This window comes from Paucihalobacter ruber (genome assembly GCF_006494535.1).
Taxonomy (GTDB): Bacteria; Bacteroidota; Bacteroidia; order Flavobacteriales; family Flavobacteriaceae; genus Paucihalobacter; species Paucihalobacter ruber.
The window spans coordinates 297,618-317,776 of sequence record NZ_VHIQ01000002.1; the positions used below are offsets into that span (position 1 = coordinate 297,618).

General features: G+C 35.3%; 18 protein-coding genes. 4 read left to right on the forward strand and 14 right to left on the reverse strand.

The features are described from left to right. Window positions 1–4 precede the first annotated feature (4 nt). The 9 genes from FJ651_RS04845 to pdxA form a co-directional block, all read right to left on the reverse strand. On the reverse strand, window positions 5–1,120 hold the full coding sequence (locus tag FJ651_RS04845) for an NAD(P)/FAD-dependent oxidoreductase (RefSeq protein ID WP_140989286.1): 1,116 nt from the start codon (window positions 1,118–1,120) through the stop codon (window positions 5–7). A gap of 46 nt (window positions 1,121–1,166) precedes the next feature. Next, window positions 1,167–3,455 carry a zinc-dependent metalloprotease gene (locus FJ651_RS04850; RefSeq protein ID WP_140989287.1) on the reverse strand — a complete coding sequence of 763 codons (2,289 nt, stop codon included), beginning with the start codon at window positions 3,453–3,455 and terminating at the stop codon, window positions 1,167–1,169. Window positions 3,456–3,483: 28 nt separating this feature from the next. Beyond that, complete coding sequence (locus FJ651_RS04855; RefSeq protein ID WP_140989288.1) at window positions 3,484–5,742, reverse strand: M12 family metallo-peptidase; 2,259 nt, start codon at window positions 5,740–5,742, stop codon at window positions 3,484–3,486. A 122-nt stretch (window positions 5,743–5,864) separates the two neighbouring features. Continuing rightward, window positions 5,865–7,217: an acetyl-CoA carboxylase biotin carboxylase subunit gene (gene accC, locus FJ651_RS04860; protein ID WP_140989289.1), complete on the reverse strand. Its 1,353-nt coding sequence runs from the start codon at window positions 7,215–7,217 to the stop codon at window positions 5,865–5,867. 89 nt (window positions 7,218–7,306) lie between these two features. Beyond that, window positions 7,307–7,795 (reverse strand): acetyl-CoA carboxylase biotin carboxyl carrier protein, encoded by a 489-nt coding sequence (gene accB / locus FJ651_RS04865; RefSeq protein ID WP_140989290.1) that lies wholly within the window; start codon window positions 7,793–7,795, stop codon window positions 7,307–7,309. Between the two features lie 14 nt (window positions 7,796–7,809). Then, entirely contained in the window at window positions 7,810–8,814 is a 1,005-nt protein-coding gene (locus FJ651_RS04870) for a beta-ketoacyl-ACP synthase III (protein ID WP_140989291.1), read from the reverse strand. A 175-nt stretch (window positions 8,815–8,989) separates the two neighbouring features. After that, window positions 8,990–9,193, reverse strand: a complete 204-nt coding sequence (gene rpmF, locus FJ651_RS04875) for a 50S ribosomal protein L32 (protein WP_140989292.1) — start codon at window positions 9,191–9,193, stop codon at window positions 8,990–8,992. Window positions 9,194–9,201: 8 nt separating this feature from the next. Beyond that, on the reverse strand, window positions 9,202–9,741 hold the full coding sequence (locus tag FJ651_RS04880; RefSeq protein WP_140989293.1) for a YceD family protein: 540 nt from the start codon (window positions 9,739–9,741) through the stop codon (window positions 9,202–9,204). A 217-nt stretch (window positions 9,742–9,958) separates the two neighbouring features. Beyond that, the gene (gene pdxA, locus FJ651_RS04885) at window positions 9,959–11,023 is read right to left on the reverse strand and encodes a 4-hydroxythreonine-4-phosphate dehydrogenase PdxA (RefSeq protein ID WP_140989294.1); all 1,065 of its coding nucleotides are present in this window, start codon (window positions 11,021–11,023) and stop codon (window positions 9,959–9,961) included. Between the two features lie 128 nt (window positions 11,024–11,151). Between pdxA and FJ651_RS04890 the strand changes: the two genes are divergently transcribed. Continuing rightward, a complete protein-coding gene (locus FJ651_RS04890) occupies window positions 11,152–11,739 on the forward strand; it encodes a riboflavin synthase (RefSeq protein ID WP_140989295.1) in 588 nt (195 codons plus the stop codon). A gap of 151 nt (window positions 11,740–11,890) precedes the next feature. Here FJ651_RS04890 and FJ651_RS04895 read toward each other — a convergent pair whose 3' ends face one another. The 3 genes from FJ651_RS04895 to FJ651_RS04905 all read right to left on the reverse strand — a co-directional run bounded on the left by FJ651_RS04895 (window position 11,891) and on the right by FJ651_RS04905 (window position 14,728). Beyond that, window positions 11,891–12,109 carry a hypothetical protein gene (locus FJ651_RS04895; protein WP_140989296.1) on the reverse strand — a complete coding sequence of 73 codons (219 nt, stop codon included), beginning with the start codon at window positions 12,107–12,109 and terminating at the stop codon, window positions 11,891–11,893. A 374-nt stretch (window positions 12,110–12,483) separates the two neighbouring features. Beyond that, window positions 12,484–13,374 (reverse strand): alpha/beta hydrolase, encoded by an 891-nt coding sequence (locus tag FJ651_RS04900; protein ID WP_140989297.1) that lies wholly within the window; start codon window positions 13,372–13,374, stop codon window positions 12,484–12,486. A gap of 349 nt (window positions 13,375–13,723) precedes the next feature. Then, window positions 13,724–14,728: a fasciclin domain-containing protein gene (locus FJ651_RS04905; protein ID WP_216746082.1), complete on the reverse strand. Its 1,005-nt coding sequence runs from the start codon at window positions 14,726–14,728 to the stop codon at window positions 13,724–13,726. A 784-nt stretch (window positions 14,729–15,512) separates the two neighbouring features. On the opposite strand from FJ651_RS04905, the gene FJ651_RS04910 reads away from it, so the two are divergent. Beyond that, a complete protein-coding gene (locus FJ651_RS04910; RefSeq protein WP_140989299.1) occupies window positions 15,513–16,241 on the forward strand; it encodes a DUF2092 domain-containing protein in 729 nt (242 codons plus the stop codon). A 26-nt stretch (window positions 16,242–16,267) separates the two neighbouring features. Further along, window positions 16,268–17,362, forward strand: a complete 1,095-nt coding sequence (locus FJ651_RS04915) for a DUF6515 family protein (protein WP_140989300.1) — start codon at window positions 16,268–16,270, stop codon at window positions 17,360–17,362. A 136-nt stretch (window positions 17,363–17,498) separates the two neighbouring features. Here FJ651_RS04915 and FJ651_RS04920 read toward each other — a convergent pair whose 3' ends face one another. Both FJ651_RS04920 and FJ651_RS15810 read right to left on the reverse strand, forming a co-directional pair. Continuing rightward, complete coding sequence (locus FJ651_RS04920) at window positions 17,499–18,038, reverse strand: DDE-type integrase/transposase/recombinase (protein WP_216746083.1); 540 nt, start codon at window positions 18,036–18,038, stop codon at window positions 17,499–17,501. A 307-nt stretch (window positions 18,039–18,345) separates the two neighbouring features. Next, on the reverse strand, window positions 18,346–18,546 hold the full coding sequence (locus FJ651_RS15810) for a hypothetical protein (RefSeq protein ID WP_246085304.1): 201 nt from the start codon (window positions 18,544–18,546) through the stop codon (window positions 18,346–18,348). Window positions 18,547–18,831: 285 nt separating this feature from the next. Between FJ651_RS15810 and FJ651_RS04930 the strand changes: the two genes are divergently transcribed. Continuing rightward, the gene (locus tag FJ651_RS04930; protein ID WP_140989302.1) at window positions 18,832–20,007 is read left to right on the forward strand and encodes a helix-turn-helix domain-containing protein; all 1,176 of its coding nucleotides are present in this window, start codon (window positions 18,832–18,834) and stop codon (window positions 20,005–20,007) included. The last annotated feature ends 152 nt before the right edge of the window (window positions 20,008–20,159 follow it).

The window sequence follows — 20,159 nt, forward strand, 5'->3', positions numbered from 1 at the left end:
TGGTCTAAGGTAGTAAATTGGCCAATTCTTTCCCAACCAAACTTCCTATAGCTACGCCCATGCCACCTAATCTTACACCGCAATAAATATTGTTGGAGTACTGTTTTACAATTGGGGATTTTTCTGAGCCAACTCCCATGATGCCACTCCAGCGGTGATCAATATCAAATGGTGTGTCAGGCAAAATAATTTCCTTTAAATAGTTTTCAAGCTGATTTTGAACTATTTCTGTTAGGCCAAATTCTGTTGTTTCTTCGGTTTTAAAGTCTAAATTTCTGCCGCCACCAAACAAAATTCTATTGTTGATACTTCTAAAATAGTAGTAACCTTCGTCTAAATGAAAAGTACCTTTAATTTTTAAAGCATCTATAGGTTTGGTAATTAATACCTGAGCGCGTGCGGGTTTTACATTAACTTCCATTAATTTGGCGGCAAAACCGTTGGTTGAAACAAATACTTGACTAGTTTTAAATTCAAAGTGATTGGTTTTAATGTTTACACCATTTAGGCTATCTTCAATATCTTCAACAGTAATATTATTTAAAATTTTGATCTCTTTTTTATAAGCTAGGTTTAATAAGGCTTCCATCATTTTTCCAGTGTCGATTTGACCTTCAAACGGATTGAAACTAAGTTGAGGAATCACCTTTTCAAAACCTTGATTATTATCTACCCACGAAAACACGTCAGCACCAAATATGGGTTTAAGCAACCTATTAATTTTGGAAGTATTGGCTTGACATTTCTCGAACAGTTCCTTTTGGCCGTTTAAAAACAACTCATAACCTCCGTGTTTTTTATAATCAATAGCTTTATCTCCGAGGGTTTGTCTTAATAATTGTAAGCCTTCTATTCTGTTTTTCACAAGATTTGAAAGTTCTTGTTCTGAGTGATGATTAAGATCGGCTATCATCTCACTTAAACTTCCAAAGCATGCAAAACCGGCGTTCTTGGTACTGGCACCTTGTGGCAAGATGCCTTTTTCGAGAACTAAGACTTTAGCGGCAGGAAATCTCTCTTTAAGGTGAATGGCACAGTTTAATCCAACAATACCACTGCCAATAACAGTAAAATCGATGTTTTGAAGCCAAGATTTTATTTCCCAATAAGATAAATTCATAAAAAAAGCTCCCGTTTTTTGGGAGCTTTAATTTAAGTGATTTTGGTTAATCTACTATTATTTTTTTAGTTACTTTTTGATTGCCGTTGGTGATGCTCAATAAGTACATTCCAGACTGCGCATTGTCTAATGTGAGGGTTTCTTCAAATCTACCGTTGGATTGGTATGTTTTACTTAAAATGGCTCTGCCACGAATATCATAGACTTCCAATACGATTTTTTCATTTGATTTAGGCTCAAAACTAATATTAACTTTGTCAATTGTGGGATTTGGATATATTTTGAGATTAGAAAATTGATTCTCATTTACACTTAATTGTGCTTGTATTTCAAAATCTCGAGTATTAACATTATAAAATATATTGCCAACTGCTTCCACCATAATTCTACAATTAGTTGCGTCTATTTGTGGTAACATAACAGTTTGAGAACCATCATTTGGAGTATTGGAAACTAGAACCGTATCAAAACTTAGTCCGCCATTTGAAGATAATAGAATATTTACATTAGAAACATTAATTCCTGATCCAGCCGTACCTGCAACGTCCCATGTTACCGTTTGGGAAGTACCTCCTTCTAAAATTAACCCTGTTGTATTTTGAGAAGTCACCTTAAAAAATGCCGCGCCAGTATTAGTTGTAATAATCATGTTATCTACTGCTATTTGTCCGCCTCTTAAGTCATTGTCTCTCACAGTAAGTCTATAATTAATCTGTCTACTGACTAATGTTAGTTTTTCCCAATTTGTTGAAGTTCCACCATTTTGTAATACATCTGATAATCTTGGTACAAATCTAGTGGGGCTATTTGAGCCTTCAAAAGATCGAACTAGCGGCCCTTCAGTTGCTGTTTCAGACGGCATTCCTGCAGCAGGACCGAGGTCGTATTGCTCCCAGGTGTAGGTGTGAGTGGCTGTACCATCCGGATCTGAAGATAATCCGTTTAGTTTATAAGGAGTGCCAACTGGTATTGTATAATTTGCTCCTGCATTGGCAGATGGAACGCTATTACCTGATAAAGTTTGAACAGGGCAAGTACTACTATTTCCTGCAGATATATTCGCCCAAATAAGTTCTAAACTTCTTTGATGAAAATACGCATCACTCAGTGGCTGTATATTTTGACTTCCACAAATACCAGCGTAAGCCATTATGGTAGTTCCACTTCCGGGTTCGTAGGCAGAATTAGCAGTTCTTTGTCCTACGCTTCCACAAAAGCCTTCATTACCATTAAATGTATGTGTTGAGCCAAACTGATGCCCCATTTCGTGTGCCACAAAGTCTATGTCGAAAGGGTCTCCCACCGGCTGTGGCAAACCGGTTATCCCTCTAGCTTTTTGACCGTTCACACAAGGCACATTCAAAGATGCTAAACCTCCTCCTCCAGTACTAAGGGTGTGGCCTATGTCATAATTTGTATTGCCAATGTTGCTGTCAATTACCGCCTGACTCTGGTTTATTAGAACACCAGCGTTGTTATTATCGAAAGGGTCGTTGGAAAGAAATATTATGATATCGTTATTGGGAATAATGGTCATTGTTAAAGATAGGTCTCTTTCGTAAATTCCATTAACTCTAGTCATCGTAACATTCATTGCGGCTAAAACAGCAGCCTTTTTTTCAATATCGGTTGCTGCGCTCAATCCTGCTCGGTTTACGTGAAAAGCCGCATATTCTTCGGTACATGCCAAGGCAAGTCTGTATTCTCTAAGTCTCCCGTCGTTAGCATTTCTGGCTTGCTCAAGATTTACAATTTCTGATCTGTTAAATCCTTGTAATTCGTCTTCTACTTCACAAACATGAGGGTTGTCTAACTCACTCAAATTACGCTTGGCGTATACAATATAAATATCGCCATGCTTCGAATAAGGATCAATATATTGTGCCCCTGCATTTCCTCCTAATGTCATAGTGTGTAGTCCAAAATCTGAAATACTAAGTCGAACAAAAAGCGAAGGATGATCTACACCTTGTCCCACATAAGATTTTATTGATGGATACTTTAATTGTAACTCTTCATGCAGTACACTTGCTTCCATAACTTTAAAGTTATCAAACCCACCACTGGAATTTGGCAAATTTATTACAATATTAGAATTTACATTACCACTCACACGTTGCGGAGCATTCTGTAAAACTTCTTTGATTGCTCTAACGTCTAACTGATAATAATAAGACTGATTGGGTATGGTCTTTCTGAACTCTCGCTCTGAAGATTCAACTTTCTCGGCACTTATAGGTTTCCAGTAATTATTACTCTTTTGAGCAATTACTGTTGATGTAAATATCAAAATAGCTAAAGTCAATTTCAATATTATTAAGTAATTATTTCTCATATCGACTGTTTGTTTTTAGAGCATCTTATTACTGTATTACTACCTTTTTGGTTACTTGTTTATTTCCTTCAGAAACTTTTAACAAGTAAACCCCGGTGCTTAGGTTATTGACAGAAATAGACCTGCTTATTTCTCCTGACTCTTTAACTATATCAGTGTAAACAACTCTACCTTTTAAATCAAAAAGTTGTAAATTTATTGTTTCTCCTGACGTGTTAAGTAGTTGTATTTCAAAATTGCCATCACTCGGATTAGGATAAATTCTAAAATTAGCCGCTAATGTATCATCGTTAATACTAAGCTGTTCTTGAATTTGAAATGTCCTGTTATTAACGTTAAAGAAAATATTACCAACTGCCTCAACCATAATGCGGCATTGTGTGGCGACAACATTTGGCATGGTAACAACCTCAGTGCCATCATTTGGTGTATTAGAGGCTAAAACAATATTGAAGTTTTGACCCCCATCAATAGATAATAATATATTAACATTTGAAGTATTAATGCCCGAGCCGGTTGTACCAGCTACATCCCATGAGACTGTTTGATCAGAGCCGCCCTCGTAAACTAAGTTTAAGGTATTTTGGGAAGTAACTCTGAAAAAGCCCGAAGCAACTGTATTAATTGTCATTTCGTCAAATGCGTTATTTCCACCTCGAGTGTCATTATCTCTAACCGTAAATCTATAATTAATGACTCTTGCTAAAACTGGTAGCTGTTCCCATTGAACATTAGAGGCGCCACTTGTTATTATATTCGATAATCTTGGCACGTATCTAACAGGGCTAGCACTTGGTAAAAAGGATCGAACTAATGGTCCTTCTGCAGTAGTTGCTGAAGGCACGCCCGAAGGACCCAAGTCATATTGCTCCCAAGAGTAAGTATGTGTTTCAGTACCGTCGGGATCTGCTGAAGAACCGGTAAGTTTATAAGGCGTTCCTATTGGAATGTTGTAATTAGGGCCTGCATTTGCAATTGGACTTGAATTTCCTGAAGAAACTAAGTTTGGACAGGCAGAACCAGTACCGGCAGATATGTTGGCCCATATAGCTTCTAAACTACGTTGGTGAAAATACAAATCACGATTGTTTTGTACATTCTGTACACCACAAATACCGGGATAAGCCATAATAGTTGACCCACTGCCTGGCTCATAAGCCGAATTTGGATCTCTTTGGTTGGGGTTACCACAAGCATTAGTATTTCCATTAAAGGTATGTCTGCTGCCAAATTGATGCCCTATTTCATGTTTTAATACTCCTTCAAATCCGATTCCGGCTGGTACACCCGACCCTGACACACCTCTTGCCTTATTTGAAGTACAAGGTGAATTTAACTGTGCCAAACCACCCGGTCCTGTGCAAAGCATATGACCTATGTCATAAACTGTTCCTATGAATGCATCGATAAATTGCTGACTTTCACTAATAAGATTAGTTAGATTATTATTACTTAAAAAAGGTGAAGAAAGAAAAATAACATTTTCATTGGTAGGCACAAGTATCATGGTTAGTGAAACTTCATTTTCGTATACAGCATTTACCCTTGTCATTAAATCATTCATTACTACTAATACAGCAGCTTTCTTTTGCGCATCGGTAGCGTCATTTAAGCCAGCTTGGTTTACATGAAAGGCGGCGTATTCTTCAGTGCAACCCATGGCCAACTTATATTCTCGCATTTGGCCGTCATTAGCGTTTCTCTCAAAGGAGCTACCGAAGTTTCTGTTAAAATCAAGTCCGTCGTCATCAAAACCACACTCAAAATAATCTGTTCCTTCGGGTAGATTTTTTCTATTGAAAACCGAAAAAACCAACTGCTCTTTAATAGCCGGTTCAATATATTCTGTACCGGTTTCATCATTTAAGCTTATGGCTTTAAAACTATTTTCTGAAATACTAAATCGAATTATTTTAGAAGGATTTTCTAAACTTTTACCAATATAAGAACCCAATTCAGGATAGACTTCTTGTAGGGACTCGTCTATTACAGGTGCATTAAATATTTGAAATTTTTCTATTTTACCAAATGCATTAGGGAATCCTATTTCAACATGACTTCTGGCATTTGAGGAACGGCTTGGTGCATCAGCCAATAGGGTCTTTAACCTATTTAAATTTAACTTATAAAACTGTTCTTTTATTGGTAAATCTGGGCGATTTTGCAGAATTTTAGCGTCTAAAGTGTTAGTATCGACTGCTTGCCATATATTTTGCGCTGATATTGTAAAAACACAAAAAACAATAAAAGTAAAAGATGCCAAGGCTTGGGTAACTTTTTTATTCATATAATTTTTTTTTGCTAAAGTTACGGCCAAACCATTAAAATTACAATAAGCTTAAAAAAATTCTAAGAATTTAAAAATTTGACATAATCAAAAAAAACTCCGACTGTTTGTCGGAGCTCTTTTTAATCTTCTTCAATTGGCTGCATTTTAAATCCTTCCATAAATTTAGTGGTGTAATTACCTGCCAAATAATCTGGATGTTCCATTAACTGTCTGTGAAATGGAATCGTGGTTTTAATCCCTTCAATTACAAATTCATCTAATGCGCGCTTCATTTTATTGATGGCTTCTCCCCTGGTTTGAGCGGTTGTTATGAGTTTGGCAATCATTGAGTCATAATTAGGCGGAATAGAATATCCGGCATACACATGAGTGTCTAATCGTACTCCATGACCACCGGGTGCATGAAGGGTTGTAATTCTTCCCGGTGAAGGCCTGAAATCGTTAAACGGGTCTTCGGCATTGATTCTGCACTCGATAGAGTGCAAGTTTGGTGTATAATTTTTACCTGAAATTGGCACTCCGGCAGCGACCAAAATTTGTTCTCTTATTAAATCAAAATCTATGACCTGCTCTGTAATTGGATGTTCAACCTGAATTCGGGTATTCATCTCCATAAAGTAGAAATTACGGTGCTTGTCAACCAAAAACTCAACCGTGCCGGCACCTTCATATTTAATAAATTCTGCTGCTTTAACTGCCGCCATCCCCATTTTATCGCGAAGCTCATCGGTCATAAATGGTGAAGGGACTTCTTCAGTTAATTTTTGATGACGTCGCTGTATGGAACAATCTCTTTCGGAAAGGTGACAAGCTCTTCCTGTTGAATCTCCTACAATTTGAATCTCGATATGTCGCGGTTCTTCTATAAGTTTCTCCATATACATACCATCATTACCAAAAGCAGCTTTAGATTCTTGCCTGGCCGAATCCCATGCCGCTTTCAGGTTTTCGGGTTTCCAAACGGCCCGCATACCTTTTCCGCCGCCGCCTGCCGTGGCTTTAAGCATTACAGGATAACCTATTTCTTTTGCTAATTTTTCGCAAGTTTCAAAATCGGGAATAATACCTTCACTACCTGGAACACATGGAACGCCTGCCGCTCTCATGGTTGCTTTGGCTGTTGCTTTATCTCCCATCTTCGCAATCATTTCTTCTGAGGCGCCAATGAATTTAATACCGTGCTCGGCGCATATTTTTGAAAACTTAGCGTTTTCTGATAAAAAACCATAGCCGGGATGGATAGCGTCTGCATTGGTAATTTCGGCTGCGGCTATAATATTTGACATTTTAAGGTAAGACTCTGCGCTTGAAGGCGGGCCAATACAAACGGCTTCATCGGCAAATTTAACATGCAAACTTTCTGCATCGGCAGTAGAATAAACCGCTACTGTTTTAATGCCCATTTCTTTACATGTTCTAATGACACGAAGCGCAATTTCACCTCTGTTGGCTACTAATATTTTTTTAAACATAACTTCTAAAATTAAATTTTTCAAATTCCAAGTGCCCAATTCCAAAATACTGGAATTTTGGAATTTACTTTTTGGCAATTGTCAATTGGTTATGATGGGTCTACTAAAAATAGCGGTTGGTCAAATTCTACAGGTGATGAATCATCTACAAGAATTTTTACAATTTTACCTGAAATTTCAGATTCAATTTCGTTGAATAATTTCATGGCTTCAATCACACAAAGCACATCTCCTTCTTTGATTTCTTTTCCAACCTCAACAAAAACAGGTTTGTCGGGCGAAGGCTTTCTATAAAAGGTTCCTATAATTGGAGACTTAATTGTGATATACTTACCATCTTCTGAGGCAATCGAAGCTGCTTGTGGTGCTTCTTGAGGCGCCGACTGCAATTGTGTAGCCACGGGAACCTGTGTTATTGGCTGACCAACAGGCGCTTGCTGAACAATTGTAGTAGACTCACCTTTGACTTCACCTCCGGTTTTAATAGTGATTTTTACGTCGTCCATTTCTAATCTCACCTCGTTAGCTCCTGATTTAGCTACAAATTTTATTAGATTTTGAATGTCTTTTAAATCCATTTGTTATAGTTATTTTAGTTAGTTTTAGTATTATATGCCCATTTTAAATACACCGAACCCCATGTAAAACCACCTCCAAAGGCAGCGAAAATAAGATTATCTCCTTTTTTAAAACGGGATTCGAACTCTGCCAACAACAATGGTAAGGTTGCTGAAGTAGTATTTCCGTATTTTTCAATGTTTTTAAGAACTTTTGATTCTTCCAAATCTAATCGGTTGGCGGTTGCATCAATAATTCTCATGTTAGCTTGATGAGGTACCAACCAATCAATATCTCGTTTTGACAAATTATTTCGATCTAATATTTTTTCGCAGACGTCTGCCATATTAGATACAGCAAATTTAAATACTGTTTTACCATCCTGAAAAACAAAATGCTGCTTATTTGTTACTGTTTCTATGCTTGCTGGTAATATAGATCCGCCGGCATCTATTTTTAAATGAGCTCTTCCTATGCCATCGCTTCTTAAATATTCGTCTTGCAACCCTAAGCCTTCGTTATTGGGTTCAAATAAAACTGCTCCGGCACCATCCCCAAAAATAATACAGGTGGTTCTATCTGTATAGTCGATGATAGAAGACATTTTATCGGCACCAATTAACAATACTTTTTTATATCGACCGGATTCTATGTATGCGGCAGCATTTGACATGCCGTACAGAAAACTGGAACAGGCTGCTTGTAAATCATAGGCAAAAGCGTTAACTGCTCCAATTTGTGTAGCCGTGTAAACAGCAGTAGCGGCCACAGGCATATCGGGCGTAGCGGTAGCTACTATTACGCAGTCTATTTCTTTTGGATTAATATTGTGTTTTGTGATAAGTTGGTTAGCGGCTTGTATGGCTAAGTAAGAAGTACCCTGTCCGGGAACATTTAATATTCTTCGCTCTTTAATACCTGTGCGGGTTGTAATCCACTCGTCATTGGTATCTACCATAGTTTCTAAAACCTTATTTGAAAGTACAAAATCAGGAACATAAGAACCTACAGCAGTTATAGCGGCAGTGATTTTACTCATTGTAAATATTTAGATTGACTTTAAGCAAAAACAGGCCATTTTTGATAAATTTTTTATTGTTTTTTATCATTTTGGCCTAATTTCTCTGCAAATTAAGTTGTTTTTAGAAGACTTAAAAATAAATCATAAAAAAAACGCTCGATATCGAGCGTCTTATTGTATGCGTGCATAATACTTATGCTGCGTTTTCTTCTTTTTCAGAATTGTCAATCAATACTTGACCTCTGTAGTAAAGCTTACCTTCGTGCCAGTGAGCTCTGTGGAATAAGTGAGGCTCTCCCGTTGTTGGGCAGGTAGCGATTTGAGGCATAGAAGCTTTATAATGGGTTCTTCTTTTGTCTCTTCTGGTTTTAGAGGTTTTTCTCTTTGGATGTGCCATTTTATATGTTATTTATCCGTTATTAATTTTTTTAATTTATCCCAACGAGGGTCAACCTCATCGGTATTATTTTTTTCGTCTTGTTGTTTTGGACTTAGTTCTTCGAGTTTTTCGAGTGCCTCACTTTTTAAGGTACCATCTTTGACTCCCGGATGGATTCTTTTTAATGGCACAGATAAGATAATTAACTCGTAAATGTATTGCGCAACGTTCATTTCATATTCAGCATGAGGAATAATCAAAATCGCATCATTTTCATCGTTGTATTCCTGACCAAATTTCACAACCAGATCAAAACTTCCTTGAACCTCCTGGTTATAGGGTTCATTGGTTAAATCGCAATTAACATTAACCCAACCTTCTATTTGAAAATTCAACTCCATTAAAGTTGTTTTCTTGTCAAATGTTAGATTGGTTTTAACATTTACTTCGTTAAACTCGTCGTATTCAAAACAATCAAAGAACGCTTTTGTTATGTTGTACTCAAACTGATGCTTTCCAAGTTTTAAACCTACAAATTGTATGTTATAATCTTTTAAAGCCTTCATTTGCACACTCATTTTGAGCCTGCAAATATATAAAATTTATAAGTAGTGTAGCATAAAAATGCCGCTAATAAGTTAATATTTATTTATTATTGAGCTTTAAGATAAATATAATATTGATTATTAATTAATTATTGACATAATTTGAAGCTAAATTATTCCTTAATTTTAATCTAATATTTAAATATTTTACAATCTTGTTTATTCATCGTAATAAAAATTAAGCATCAAAAGACTTTTGAGACGACTTTTGAGATAATTTTAATGGGTTTTGCGTTAGTTTTTGATACGAATTTCGATTGTTGTAAATTTTAAGAGCAGTAAAAATTGCTTGCTTAAATGAACTGGCATCTGCCATATTTTTACCGGCAATATCGTAACCTGTTCCATGGTCTGGAGAGGTTCTAATTTTACTAAGACCGGCGGTGTAATTTACACCCTCGCCAAACGAAATGGTTTTAAAAGGCACCAAGCCTTGGTCGTGATAAGCTGCCAAAACGGCGTCAAAATTTCTATAATTTCCGGTGCCGAAAAAAGTGTCGGCTGCATAAGGGCCATATACCAGCTTACCGTCGTCTCTAAGTTGAGACAATGTTGGCTTTAAAACATCGTCGTCTTCATTGCCAATAACACCACCATCGCCTGCATGCGGATTAATTCCTAATACTGCTATTTTGGGTCTTCTAATCTGAAAATCCATGATAAGCGATTGATACATCAAATCAATTTTTTCTTTAATTAAGTCCGGAGTGATTGATTTTCCTACCACCTCAACCGGTACATGATCTGTAAGTAGGCCTACTTTTAAATGGTCGGTTACCATAAACATCAGGCTTTTACCATTAAGTTGTTTTGCAATATAGTTGGTGTGACCTGGAAAGTTAAATGTATCTGATTGTATGTTTTGCTTATTTATTGGGGCAGTTACCAGAACATCTATGTCGTTACTTTTTAATGCTTCAACAGCACCTTCAAGAGATTTTACGGCATATGTGCCAATGGTTTTATTCTCTTCTCCAAAATTTATTTCTACGGGCTCTTTCCAAACATTTAAAACGTTTATTCTACTATCTATTAGTTGATTAAACTTGTCTATACCGTGAAAACTAATATCACTATTCATGTGATTTTTAAAAAAAGACATGGTTTTAATCGAAGCAAAAATAACAGGCGTGAAAAAGTCGAGCATTCTTTTATCTTCAAGAGCTTTAATAACTATTTCAGGTCCAATTCCGTTTAAGTCGCCTATTGAAATGCCAACGCGTATTTTATGTTCCTTTCTCATTAAAATGCTATTTGTAGTGCGTATTTTTGCAATAACAAAATTACGTGAATTTTTTCATTGAAAGTCAATTCTAACAAGAAAGCAGCTTGATGTAATTTATTATTAAGAAAAAGAAAAATCTAAAAATAATGTTTACAGGAATTATCGAACAAATTGGTATGGTATCTAACCTTGAAGTGGACAGCAATAATTTACACATCACGGTTAAAAGCGATTTAGCGCCTCAGTTAAAAATAGACCAAAGTTTGGCTCATAATGGTGTTTGCCTTACTGTGGTAAAAACTACGGAAGACACCTATACTGTGACAGCCATCAAGGAGACTTTAGATAAAAGTAATTTGGGTTTATTGCAAATTGGTGACCTTATAAATTTAGAAAGAGCGATGATATTAGGTCAGCGTTTAGATGGTCATATTGTTCAGGGTCATGTTGACCAAACGGCGATTTGCACCAAAGCTGAAGACTTAAATGGCAGTTGGAAATACACTTTTACCTATGATAAAACTCCAAGAAACATCACCATCGAAAAAGGTTCAATAACCGTTAATGGTGTGAGCCTCACTGTTGTTGATTCTGGTGTGAATAATTTTAGTGTTGCTATTATTCCGTACACTTATGAGCATACCAATTTTAAGACTTTTAAAGAAGGTACGGTAGTTAATTTAGAGTTTGATATGATTGGTAAGTATATTCAAAAATTGCAGCAATTATACTAGTTCTCGATATCCTTTCAAATTATTAGTAGAAGCTGCTTCCCGCTTTCTGCTAAACCTGCCTTGCCGGTAGGCAGGTCTTTTGCTCGTGCCTCACAAAAGGATGTCGCTGCAATCGGGGCTAAAATGAAAACATCATTTAATAATTAAGTTATTAATTATTAGAAGATTTTGCGGCGTTTTTAATTTTCAAAAAATAAAACACCCCTATTGCCAAAGCCAGTAATATCATAAACGGTAAATAATCATCAATAGGTAAACCGGGTGGTGGTGGTGGTACAGGCGGAGGTGGCATGGCTTGCGAAAATGCGGTAAGAGACTGCGTAAAACACAGCAACAACATAAAGGTTTTTTTTATTTTTAGTAATCTCATCGTACTTGGGCACGTAAATGTATTAAAAAAGACATACTTAAAAAATTAATTTTAATTGTTTTGTCCTTAAAATGTCATTTTTATCGTTAAGACGCATTGCATATTCAAACTCGTGAGGGATTACTTAAATAAATTGTTTGAAAATAGCTAGTTAGGCGCAAATATATACTTTTTAAGGAAATGTTAAAGCATTATATAGTTTAATTAATGGTTAATAACGATGAGAAGCGCAAATTATCATAAAACACCTTAAATCAAAGTGGCAGAGTTGTAAAAAATCTAAGTTAAGCTCAAATATACAAACTTAAAAATCGCTAAAAACCAATGTTTTGACATAGATTTAGACAAGTGGTGATTAAAATGTTACACTGCTATTAATTTATTTCTAATGGTAAATGTATTTGGATAAAATCTTCTAATTTAAGTTGTAAATCCAGATAATCTGCTTGGCTCCAGTCATCGCCGTGACCTCCTTGGTAGACCGTAAATTCGTTTGCGGTGCCTTGTGTGTTTAATGAAGCAGCTAAGGTTTGGCCGTTACTTAGTGGCACAATTGGGTCTTGATCTCCGTAAAACAGAATTGTAGGAGAACTCAATGCCGAGACTTGAAGTGCCGGACTCACGGTCTCTGCTAAATTGGCATTTTGAGGATAAGCACTTGCATCGACCAAGAATTGTAATGCCAGTGGAAAGTTAGGGTCGTCGGCATAAAATGGATCGGTAAAATCAGTTGGACCAACAATGTTTGCAACAAACTTTACCTGATTACTCGTATCGTACACATAATCATACATAAGCGAAATATGCGCACCTGCGCTGGTGCCTATGAGTCCAAATTGTGGTTGAATCTGTAACTCGTTTTGCTGCGCGGTTAATTGACTAATAACCCGGCCTAAATCTAAAAATTGATTTGGAAAGGCCGGAACGCCAAACCCAGCCAGCACATAATTGATGTTGGCAATGGCATAATCCGAATGGTTTTCTCTTAGGAGATTTACAAATTGACTCATGTCGCTTTTATCTCCTGAGGTCCATCCACCACCATGAACGAGGATAATAACTTTAGTGTTTTCTTGTGTACGTCCTTGCGGAAGGTATAGATCATAGACCTGTTTAGAATTAGTGCCGTATGATACATTAAGCAGCGTTTCTGCCTCCAGTATTTGATTTGGGTTTTCATCCGCGGTATCGTCATTAGTGCTACAGGAAGTAACAAGAAAAATAGACATATAAAACGCGATGAATAAGAGAAGTTGTTTTTTCATTATTAGATGTTTTTACACTTAAACGAGCAGAAATAAGGTTTATGTTATTTATTAACTTAATAGTTAAATTTCTTTTTTATTTAATGGCTTTTGTTAATGCAATATAACATAAAAAAAATCTGGCAATTAATGTCTATTTCAACTTATAAAGGGCCTCTTATATAAAATTGTGTGATTTTGTTTGAGGGCTTAACGCATTATTTTACTCGTTGTTAAACTACGTAATTAATTCTAGTCTAACAGTTCCCTCTATTTTTGATAAAAAGCTGGATTGCATAAAAAAACAGGATTGCTAAATAAATAACAATCCTGCTTTATAAATTTTAAATTAACTTTTTTAAGAAATCAATTATGGTATTAATACGCTGTTAATTACATGAATCACACCATTTGTTGCTTGAACATTTAACAAACTTGGTACTAACATTGCATTACCGTCTATAGTTAACGTTTCAAGATCCAAATCGAAACTTCCGTTAAGCGTTTCAACCGGGCCACTTGACAAATCGGTTGAAAACACACGACCGGGCACAACGTGATATAATAAGATTGGTGCTAAATCTTCAGGGGCAAGTCCGTTTACAGCATCAATAGCTTCCTGAACTGTATTTACCCCTAAAAGGTTCATAAATGCTTGATTTGTTGGAGCAAAAACAGTAAAAGGTCCGTCATTTGCCAAAGTAGCAGCTAACTCTGCTTTGATGGCTGCTGCCAATAAAACAGAAAATTCCGGATCAAAACTACTTGCTAATTCAACTAAATTTTGTGTAGGTGGAAATAAGACATCATCAATAGCGTGTATTACCCCATTTCGAGCTTCTATATCGGCAATAACTACCGTAGCATCATTTATAGTTACACTAGAACCAACATTTACTTCAACGCTGGCACCGTTTAAAGTAGCCACAAATCCATTGCTTGGTAAATCTCCACTAAAAACCGTACCGGCGACAGCATGGTACAATAAAATAGACCTTAAGGTTTCTACTCCTAAGGTAGAAACAATATTTCTTTGATTCAATCCATATTTTTCAAAAGCAGCATCGGTTGGCGCAAAAACAGTAAGACGGTTTGAAGAAACTGTACCCGCTAAACCGGTTCGAGCAAGTGCAACATTTAAGGTTCTAAATGTTGGTCTGTTCATTCTAGATTGAGTAGATTCATTATCTGAACCTTCTGATTCTGAGCCATAACTGTCTAAAACTTCTACAATTGTGCGCTGTAAATCAGCATTTTCATCAAGGTATGTGTCTTCTGTATTACATGAAGTAATTAGCGTTAACACAAATAAAAGAAGCGCAGGTAATTTTAAATAATAAACTTGGGGTTTTGGTAAATTAATAGCTAATTTCATTGCTTCTGGTTTTAAATTAAACATCTCAAATTTACCTGTTTTGTTTAACTATTTATAACTTTTTATTAAACATTTAACGTGTTTTGTTAAAGATTTCTAAAAAACACAGAAATATTAATTCCAATTAAACCTCTGATATTTCTATATTATTTGTAAAAAATAAACATAACTATACAAAATAAAATATAATTGGCACTAATTAAATAAGGCCGGCACATTGTTCCCTCTCATAAATAAATTATAGCTTTAGCTCCATCTAGTATACCTTATTTTCAAGTTTTACCTTGTTCTTAGGACAGATTGCTATCTTCAGTGATTTTCTTTGCTGCTTTTTAAACCCTTAAACAGACATCCAAAACTTGTCTTTATCCGCATTAAATAATTAAGGTCTTTTTTAAGAAACAAATTGCTATGGCTATGGCACCTTCCGAATTCTTGAATAAAACGTCTCAACTCTGACCAAGAATTGTCCAATTTTAGACTTTTCATTTAATAATGTGGTCCTACTTTATAAATCTGATCAAATTAGAACCTTCTGCTTTTAATTTAGATTGCATATAACTCATACATTTGAACAAGATATTGTAATGGCAAATATCGGCCGCACATTAACCCTTATTAGCCTGTAAGCATTTTAAGCAAATTTTTCTGTATTACATGTTATGACTATTTGATAAAGCCGTTATCAAGCAACATCAACTAAGAGCCAGAGCTTAATTTAAAGGTAAAGTATCCGTAAAAATTATAAAGCCTAATTTTAACTTTAAATAGTGATTTTAAAAGCATGAAAAAAACCTTCTTAACACTTTCATTTGTATTTACTTCTTTTTTGGGGTTTTCGCAAGACATTAAAGACATCGATTCAACGGCGCTATTTATACTAGATAAAATGGCAGATGTTATTGGAGATTTAGAAGCTGTAAGCTTCAATTTAAGTAATTCCATAGATAAATTAGATGCGCAAAAAAATATTATCAAACACTATTCTACTAATAAAATCTTGCTCTCTGGGGCTAATAAGCTACAAATTCGTACTGAAGGAACGAGAGGTAAAAGCAGTTTTTATTATGATGGTTTTTATTTGTCTTATTACAACTATGATGAAAATAATCATATTACCCTTGAAGCTCCAGAATCAACTTTAGAAATGATTGATCAAATGCATCTTGATTATGACTTTCAATTCCCTGCTGCAGATTTCTTCTACCCGTCGTTTACAGACGATCTGATAGAACAATTTACGAGTATTAAGTTTTTAGGTAAGAAAAGTATAGACGGAGAAGAATGTTACCATATAATGGCAATCAACAAAGATTTAAACGTGCAATTATGGATTTCAGATAAGACCTATTTACTTCCAAAACATTTTGTAATCATTAATACATCCAAATCAAATCTTCAATACGAATCTACATTTAGTAATTGGTCATTAAATCCTGTTATTCCAGATTCTGCATTCAATTTTTTACCACCACCAGGGTCAAAATTAATAAGCATTCTAAAAAAGTCTTAGTCTTAACCATAAAGCTATAATATATCATGACAAAATATATAATCGATATAAAGTATAAACTAGGTATTTTATTTGTTTTTTTAGCCTTAATTCTTCCTACAGAAGTATTAGCGCAAAGAATAAGTCACGGCGCGTCAAGAGGCGGAGGTCGCACAATGTCTAGACCTAGTGCCTCTCGCGCAACACCAGGAAGAACAATAAATGGAGGTCATAAAGCTATGCCAAACCGGAATTTTTCAAAACCCACAACAGCTACAAATAGACCTACAACACGGCCTAAAACACCCGCAAATAGAGCATCAACAACCCCTAATATAGCAAGAAACAAAACGGCCCCTAATAACCGACCTATTTCTAACAACATAAAGACACGTGAGACTTCTAAAATTAAGTATAATAATAATAATAATACGAATAGAGTCCAGAACAAGACTAAAACACGACAAAATAACACAAATCGTGTTAGTAATAACCGGGCAGGTAATAGCAACCGCTTAGGAAACAATAATATTAATATTAATGTTGATAATCGTAGGTATACCAACATTAGAAACACAAGAGTAAGAACGAGCACTAGACCTTACTCTAGGCCACCATACCGTTACGGAGGCCGCGGTTATTATTGTCATAGGCCTTACTATTACCACCCTTACAGGCCTTATTACTGGGGGTCTTATTATCGTCCATGGGGACATTTTATAACATCATTGGCTACGACAGCCATAATTGTAGCAATAGTAAGTGAAAATAATGACTCGAATGAAACTAAAGAAGAATATCATTATGAAAACGGGACGTATTATTTAAAAACAGAGGACGGTTTTGTGTCAGTTCAAGCGCCAACTGGCGCCCAAGTTCCCTCAATACCAAAAGAAGCCGAAACTGTAATAGTTAATGAGACCAAAAATTATTACTATGGTGGTGCTTTTTATGAAAAAAATGCCGAAGGCTATATTGTAGTGCCAGCTTCAGCTGGTACCATAGTGCCCGGTTTACCAGAAGGGGGAGAAGAGGTTAAGATTGGAGATCAAACTTATGTGCAGTTCGGAGAAACCTATTACCAACCTATTAGCATTGATGGTAAGGACATGTATGAAATTGTAGAAATTAAAGAAGAATAAATTTGTACTGAATAAAAATATTAGTTTTTATAATCTTAAAACAGATGTCATTTTAAATGTTTTTATTAAAAAACAACTTCCATTTACTTATTTTGTTTTTCCAGTTTTGAACTTCCCTGAATAGAGTTGACCGTTTTTAAACATTAATTTCATTATTAAAAATAGTAATAGATTTTGGATGAAAAGCACTTTTCATCCAAAATCTATTTTCAAATTGCATTGGACTTATCTTTCCTATATTATTATATGATCTTACTGTATTATATTGATTAAGTGCCTTTTTTACCATTTGCTTTAACTGCTCAAAGCTTTTAGGCTTCCAATGTTCAATATAATCGTTCTTTATGGTTCTATTTATACGCTCAGCATAAGCATTGTCCTGGGCTGTTTTGGCCATACTCATTTTAAAACTTTTGTCCTTTAAAAGATTAATGTACTCATTGTAAATATACTGGCTTCCTCTGTCTAAGTGATGGATCTCAGGAGCTTTTTTACTTTTTAAAGCCATTCGAAGCACTTTTACATTGGCTATTGCTCTCATATGATCTGACACCTGATAACCTACTATTTTTTTGGTATAAACATCTATTATAAATACTGCATAATAAAACTTCTCACCAACACGTATGTAAGTAATATCAGACTGCCAGATTACTGAGGGTGCATTTAACTTCATGCCCTTAATCAGGTTAGGATAATATATATCTGATGAGTAGGTAGTCCTTCTAAAGTTCTTCTTGCGCTTTAAACGACACCCTAATTCCATAAAAGTCTCTACAAAGTAGTCTCTCTACCTATAAAATCGGGACGCAATGTATAGTACATTTTCTCAACCCCACAACCGGGATGCTCCTCTCTTAGATGATTAGCTTCTATAATCAAATTTTCAATCTTTTTGTTAAAGATTGCTTGGCGTCTGGCATACTGATAAACAGCCTGCTTACTAATGCCTATGGTTTGATATAAGTGATTGGTGGAGAAATTTATTTTCTTTTGGTTCTTGCTGAACCACTCGATTGTTGGGTGTTGGAGTTTTTTTTAATGTCGATATCTAGCTCATCCTTAGCGATATCAATCATCTTTTCTAAATAATCAATCTGTATCTGTTTTTGACCCACAGTACGCTCTAACTCCTTAATCTTTTGCTCAAGGGCTTTTAGTTTTTGTGTGGTACTGTCTTTCATCTCTACTATACGTTGACCTCGTTCGTTTGAACAAGAATATTTATAAATCCATCTATAAATAACCTGACCTTTAATTTTATGTAATCACTCTAATTCGAGTAGACTAACTTTACCACTTTCAAAATCATTAACAATAGACTTTTAAATTCTTCTGAATACTTACTTTGTTTACTAATTAATTTTACATTTGCTTTCATATAAATTGACTTTAAGTGGTGAACCTATATCAGGGACGTACACTTGTAGTAAAAATCACTTTTAAGACTTTTAAATTCGTTTATTATTTTGATTAGTGCTGACATTGCCTCATTTATTTGTTTCTCGGGATTTTTACTTGGGGTGGTTATTTTACTAATTCTCATTCTTGCCAATAGTAAGCGCCCTTATTACAACTTTCTCCTTTCATTATGCATCTTTAGCTTTACATATTTAATGTTTGTTAGTGGTTTAATATGGAGTGGGCTAATTATTGAAGTTCCTCACTTCTTTCGTACGGCAAGTCCCGTTATTTATCTAATTGCGCCAGCAGCTTTTCTTTATGTCAGAGCCATATTAGAGGAAGAAGAAAAGTTCAAATTAATAGACATAATTCATTTTTTGCCAGCACTTTTACATTTTTTAGAAATGGCACCGTTCTTCTTTCAATCTGCTGAAATAAAAATAGGTATTCTTCAGAGTATCTTTATAGACCCTGATTATTCACTTGCTATGTACGAAGGTTTACTCCCCACTAATGTACATGCCTTTCTCAAAACTGGGATTGGATTGGTTTATTTTCTGTCTCAATTCTACATTATCGGTAAGTATAAACGCAAATATACCCCCTTGGATTCTTATGAAGCAAAAGTCGTTAATTGGTTAATGTGGTTTACATTGATTCTAACCGTTTCTTATACTTTACTATTTATTGGATTACTCATAAATGATGAAAATAATACTGTCCAACATTTCCTTACGGTATTAATAGGAATAGCCCTTCTCATCATTTTAGGCTTTCTGTTTTTCCAGCCACAAATCCTTTACGGTTTATCTGATTTTTCGGAATCGGAGAATTTAGCTGAGGATATTTTTTCTAAAGTAGCCAATAAACCTAGCCTTTCTCTGTCAATAAATCAAATTAAGGATTACCAACACAATATCGAGGAATACCTAGAATCAAAAAAGCCTTATTTAAATTGTGATTTTAGAATGCAAAATATGGTAGAGGATACGGGCATTCCGCGGCATCATCTGTCAGCCGTGATTAATACCACTTTTAAGCAGAACTTCAGTAGCCTGATCAATGAATACAGAATCAACTACATAGAGAAAAACATTAACAGTAAGGCATGGACGAATCTCTCAATAGAAGGTATTGGCATAGAAGCAGGCTTCAAATCTAGATCTACTTTTCTAGAAGTTTTTAAGAAACAAACCGGTATGACACCTTCTGAATTCTTGAATAAAGCATCTCAACTCTGACCAAGAACCCTTTAATCTTGGTCTTTTCTTCAAACAATGTTGTCCTACTTTATAAATCAGATCAAATTAGAGCCATCTGCTTTTAGTTTGAATTGCACCTAACAAATATATTTGCTCCAGATATGAAGTTAGGTAAATTTCTGTCTCACCTG

Excerpts from the sequence above, each read along its gene's own strand:
- FJ651_RS04900 (WP_140989297.1), bottom strand. The coding sequence starts at position 13,374 with ATGAAAAAACAACTTCTCTTATTCATCGCGTTTTATATGTCTATTTTT.
- rpmF (WP_140989292.1), bottom strand. The coding sequence starts at position 9,193 with ATGGCACATCCAAAGAGAAAAACCTCTAAAACCAGAAGAGACAAAAGA.
- FJ651_RS04850 (WP_140989287.1), bottom strand. The coding sequence starts at position 3,455 with ATGAGAAATAATTACTTAATAATATTGAAATTGACTTTAGCTATTTTG.
- FJ651_RS04890 (WP_140989295.1), top strand. The coding sequence starts at position 11,152 with ATGTTTACAGGAATTATCGAACAAATTGGTATGGTATCTAACCTTGAA.
- accB (WP_140989290.1), bottom strand. The coding sequence starts at position 7,795 with ATGGATTTAAAAGACATTCAAAATCTAATAAAATTTGTAGCTAAATCA.
- FJ651_RS04880 (WP_140989293.1), bottom strand. The coding sequence starts at position 9,741 with ATGAAGGCTTTAAAAGATTATAACATACAATTTGTAGGTTTAAAACTT.
- pdxA (WP_140989294.1), bottom strand. The coding sequence starts at position 11,023 with ATGAGAAAGGAACATAAAATACGCGTTGGCATTTCAATAGGCGACTTA.
- accC (WP_140989289.1), bottom strand. The coding sequence starts at position 7,217 with ATGTTTAAAAAAATATTAGTAGCCAACAGAGGTGAAATTGCGCTTCGT.
- FJ651_RS04920 (WP_216746083.1), bottom strand. The coding sequence starts at position 18,038 with ATGAAGTTAAATGCACCCTCAGTAATCTGGCAGTCTGATATTACTTAC.
- FJ651_RS04845 (WP_140989286.1), bottom strand. The coding sequence starts at position 1,120 with ATGAATTTATCTTATTGGGAAATAAAATCTTGGCTTCAAAACATCGAT.
- FJ651_RS15810 (WP_246085304.1), bottom strand. The coding sequence starts at position 18,546 with ATGAAAGACAGTACCACACAAAAACTAAAAGCCCTTGAGCAAAAGATT.
- FJ651_RS04895 (WP_140989296.1), bottom strand. The coding sequence starts at position 12,109 with ATGAGATTACTAAAAATAAAAAAAACCTTTATGTTGTTGCTGTGTTTT.
- FJ651_RS04870 (WP_140989291.1), bottom strand. The coding sequence starts at position 8,814 with ATGAGTAAAATCACTGCCGCTATAACTGCTGTAGGTTCTTATGTTCCT.
- FJ651_RS04915 (WP_140989300.1), top strand. The coding sequence starts at position 16,268 with ATGACAAAATATATAATCGATATAAAGTATAAACTAGGTATTTTATTT.
- FJ651_RS04910 (WP_140989299.1), top strand. The coding sequence starts at position 15,513 with ATGAAAAAAACCTTCTTAACACTTTCATTTGTATTTACTTCTTTTTTG.
- FJ651_RS04855 (WP_140989288.1), bottom strand. The coding sequence starts at position 5,742 with ATGAATAAAAAAGTTACCCAAGCCTTGGCATCTTTTACTTTTATTGTT.
- FJ651_RS04905 (WP_216746082.1), bottom strand. The coding sequence starts at position 14,728 with ATGAAATTAGCTATTAATTTACCAAAACCCCAAGTTTATTATTTAAAA.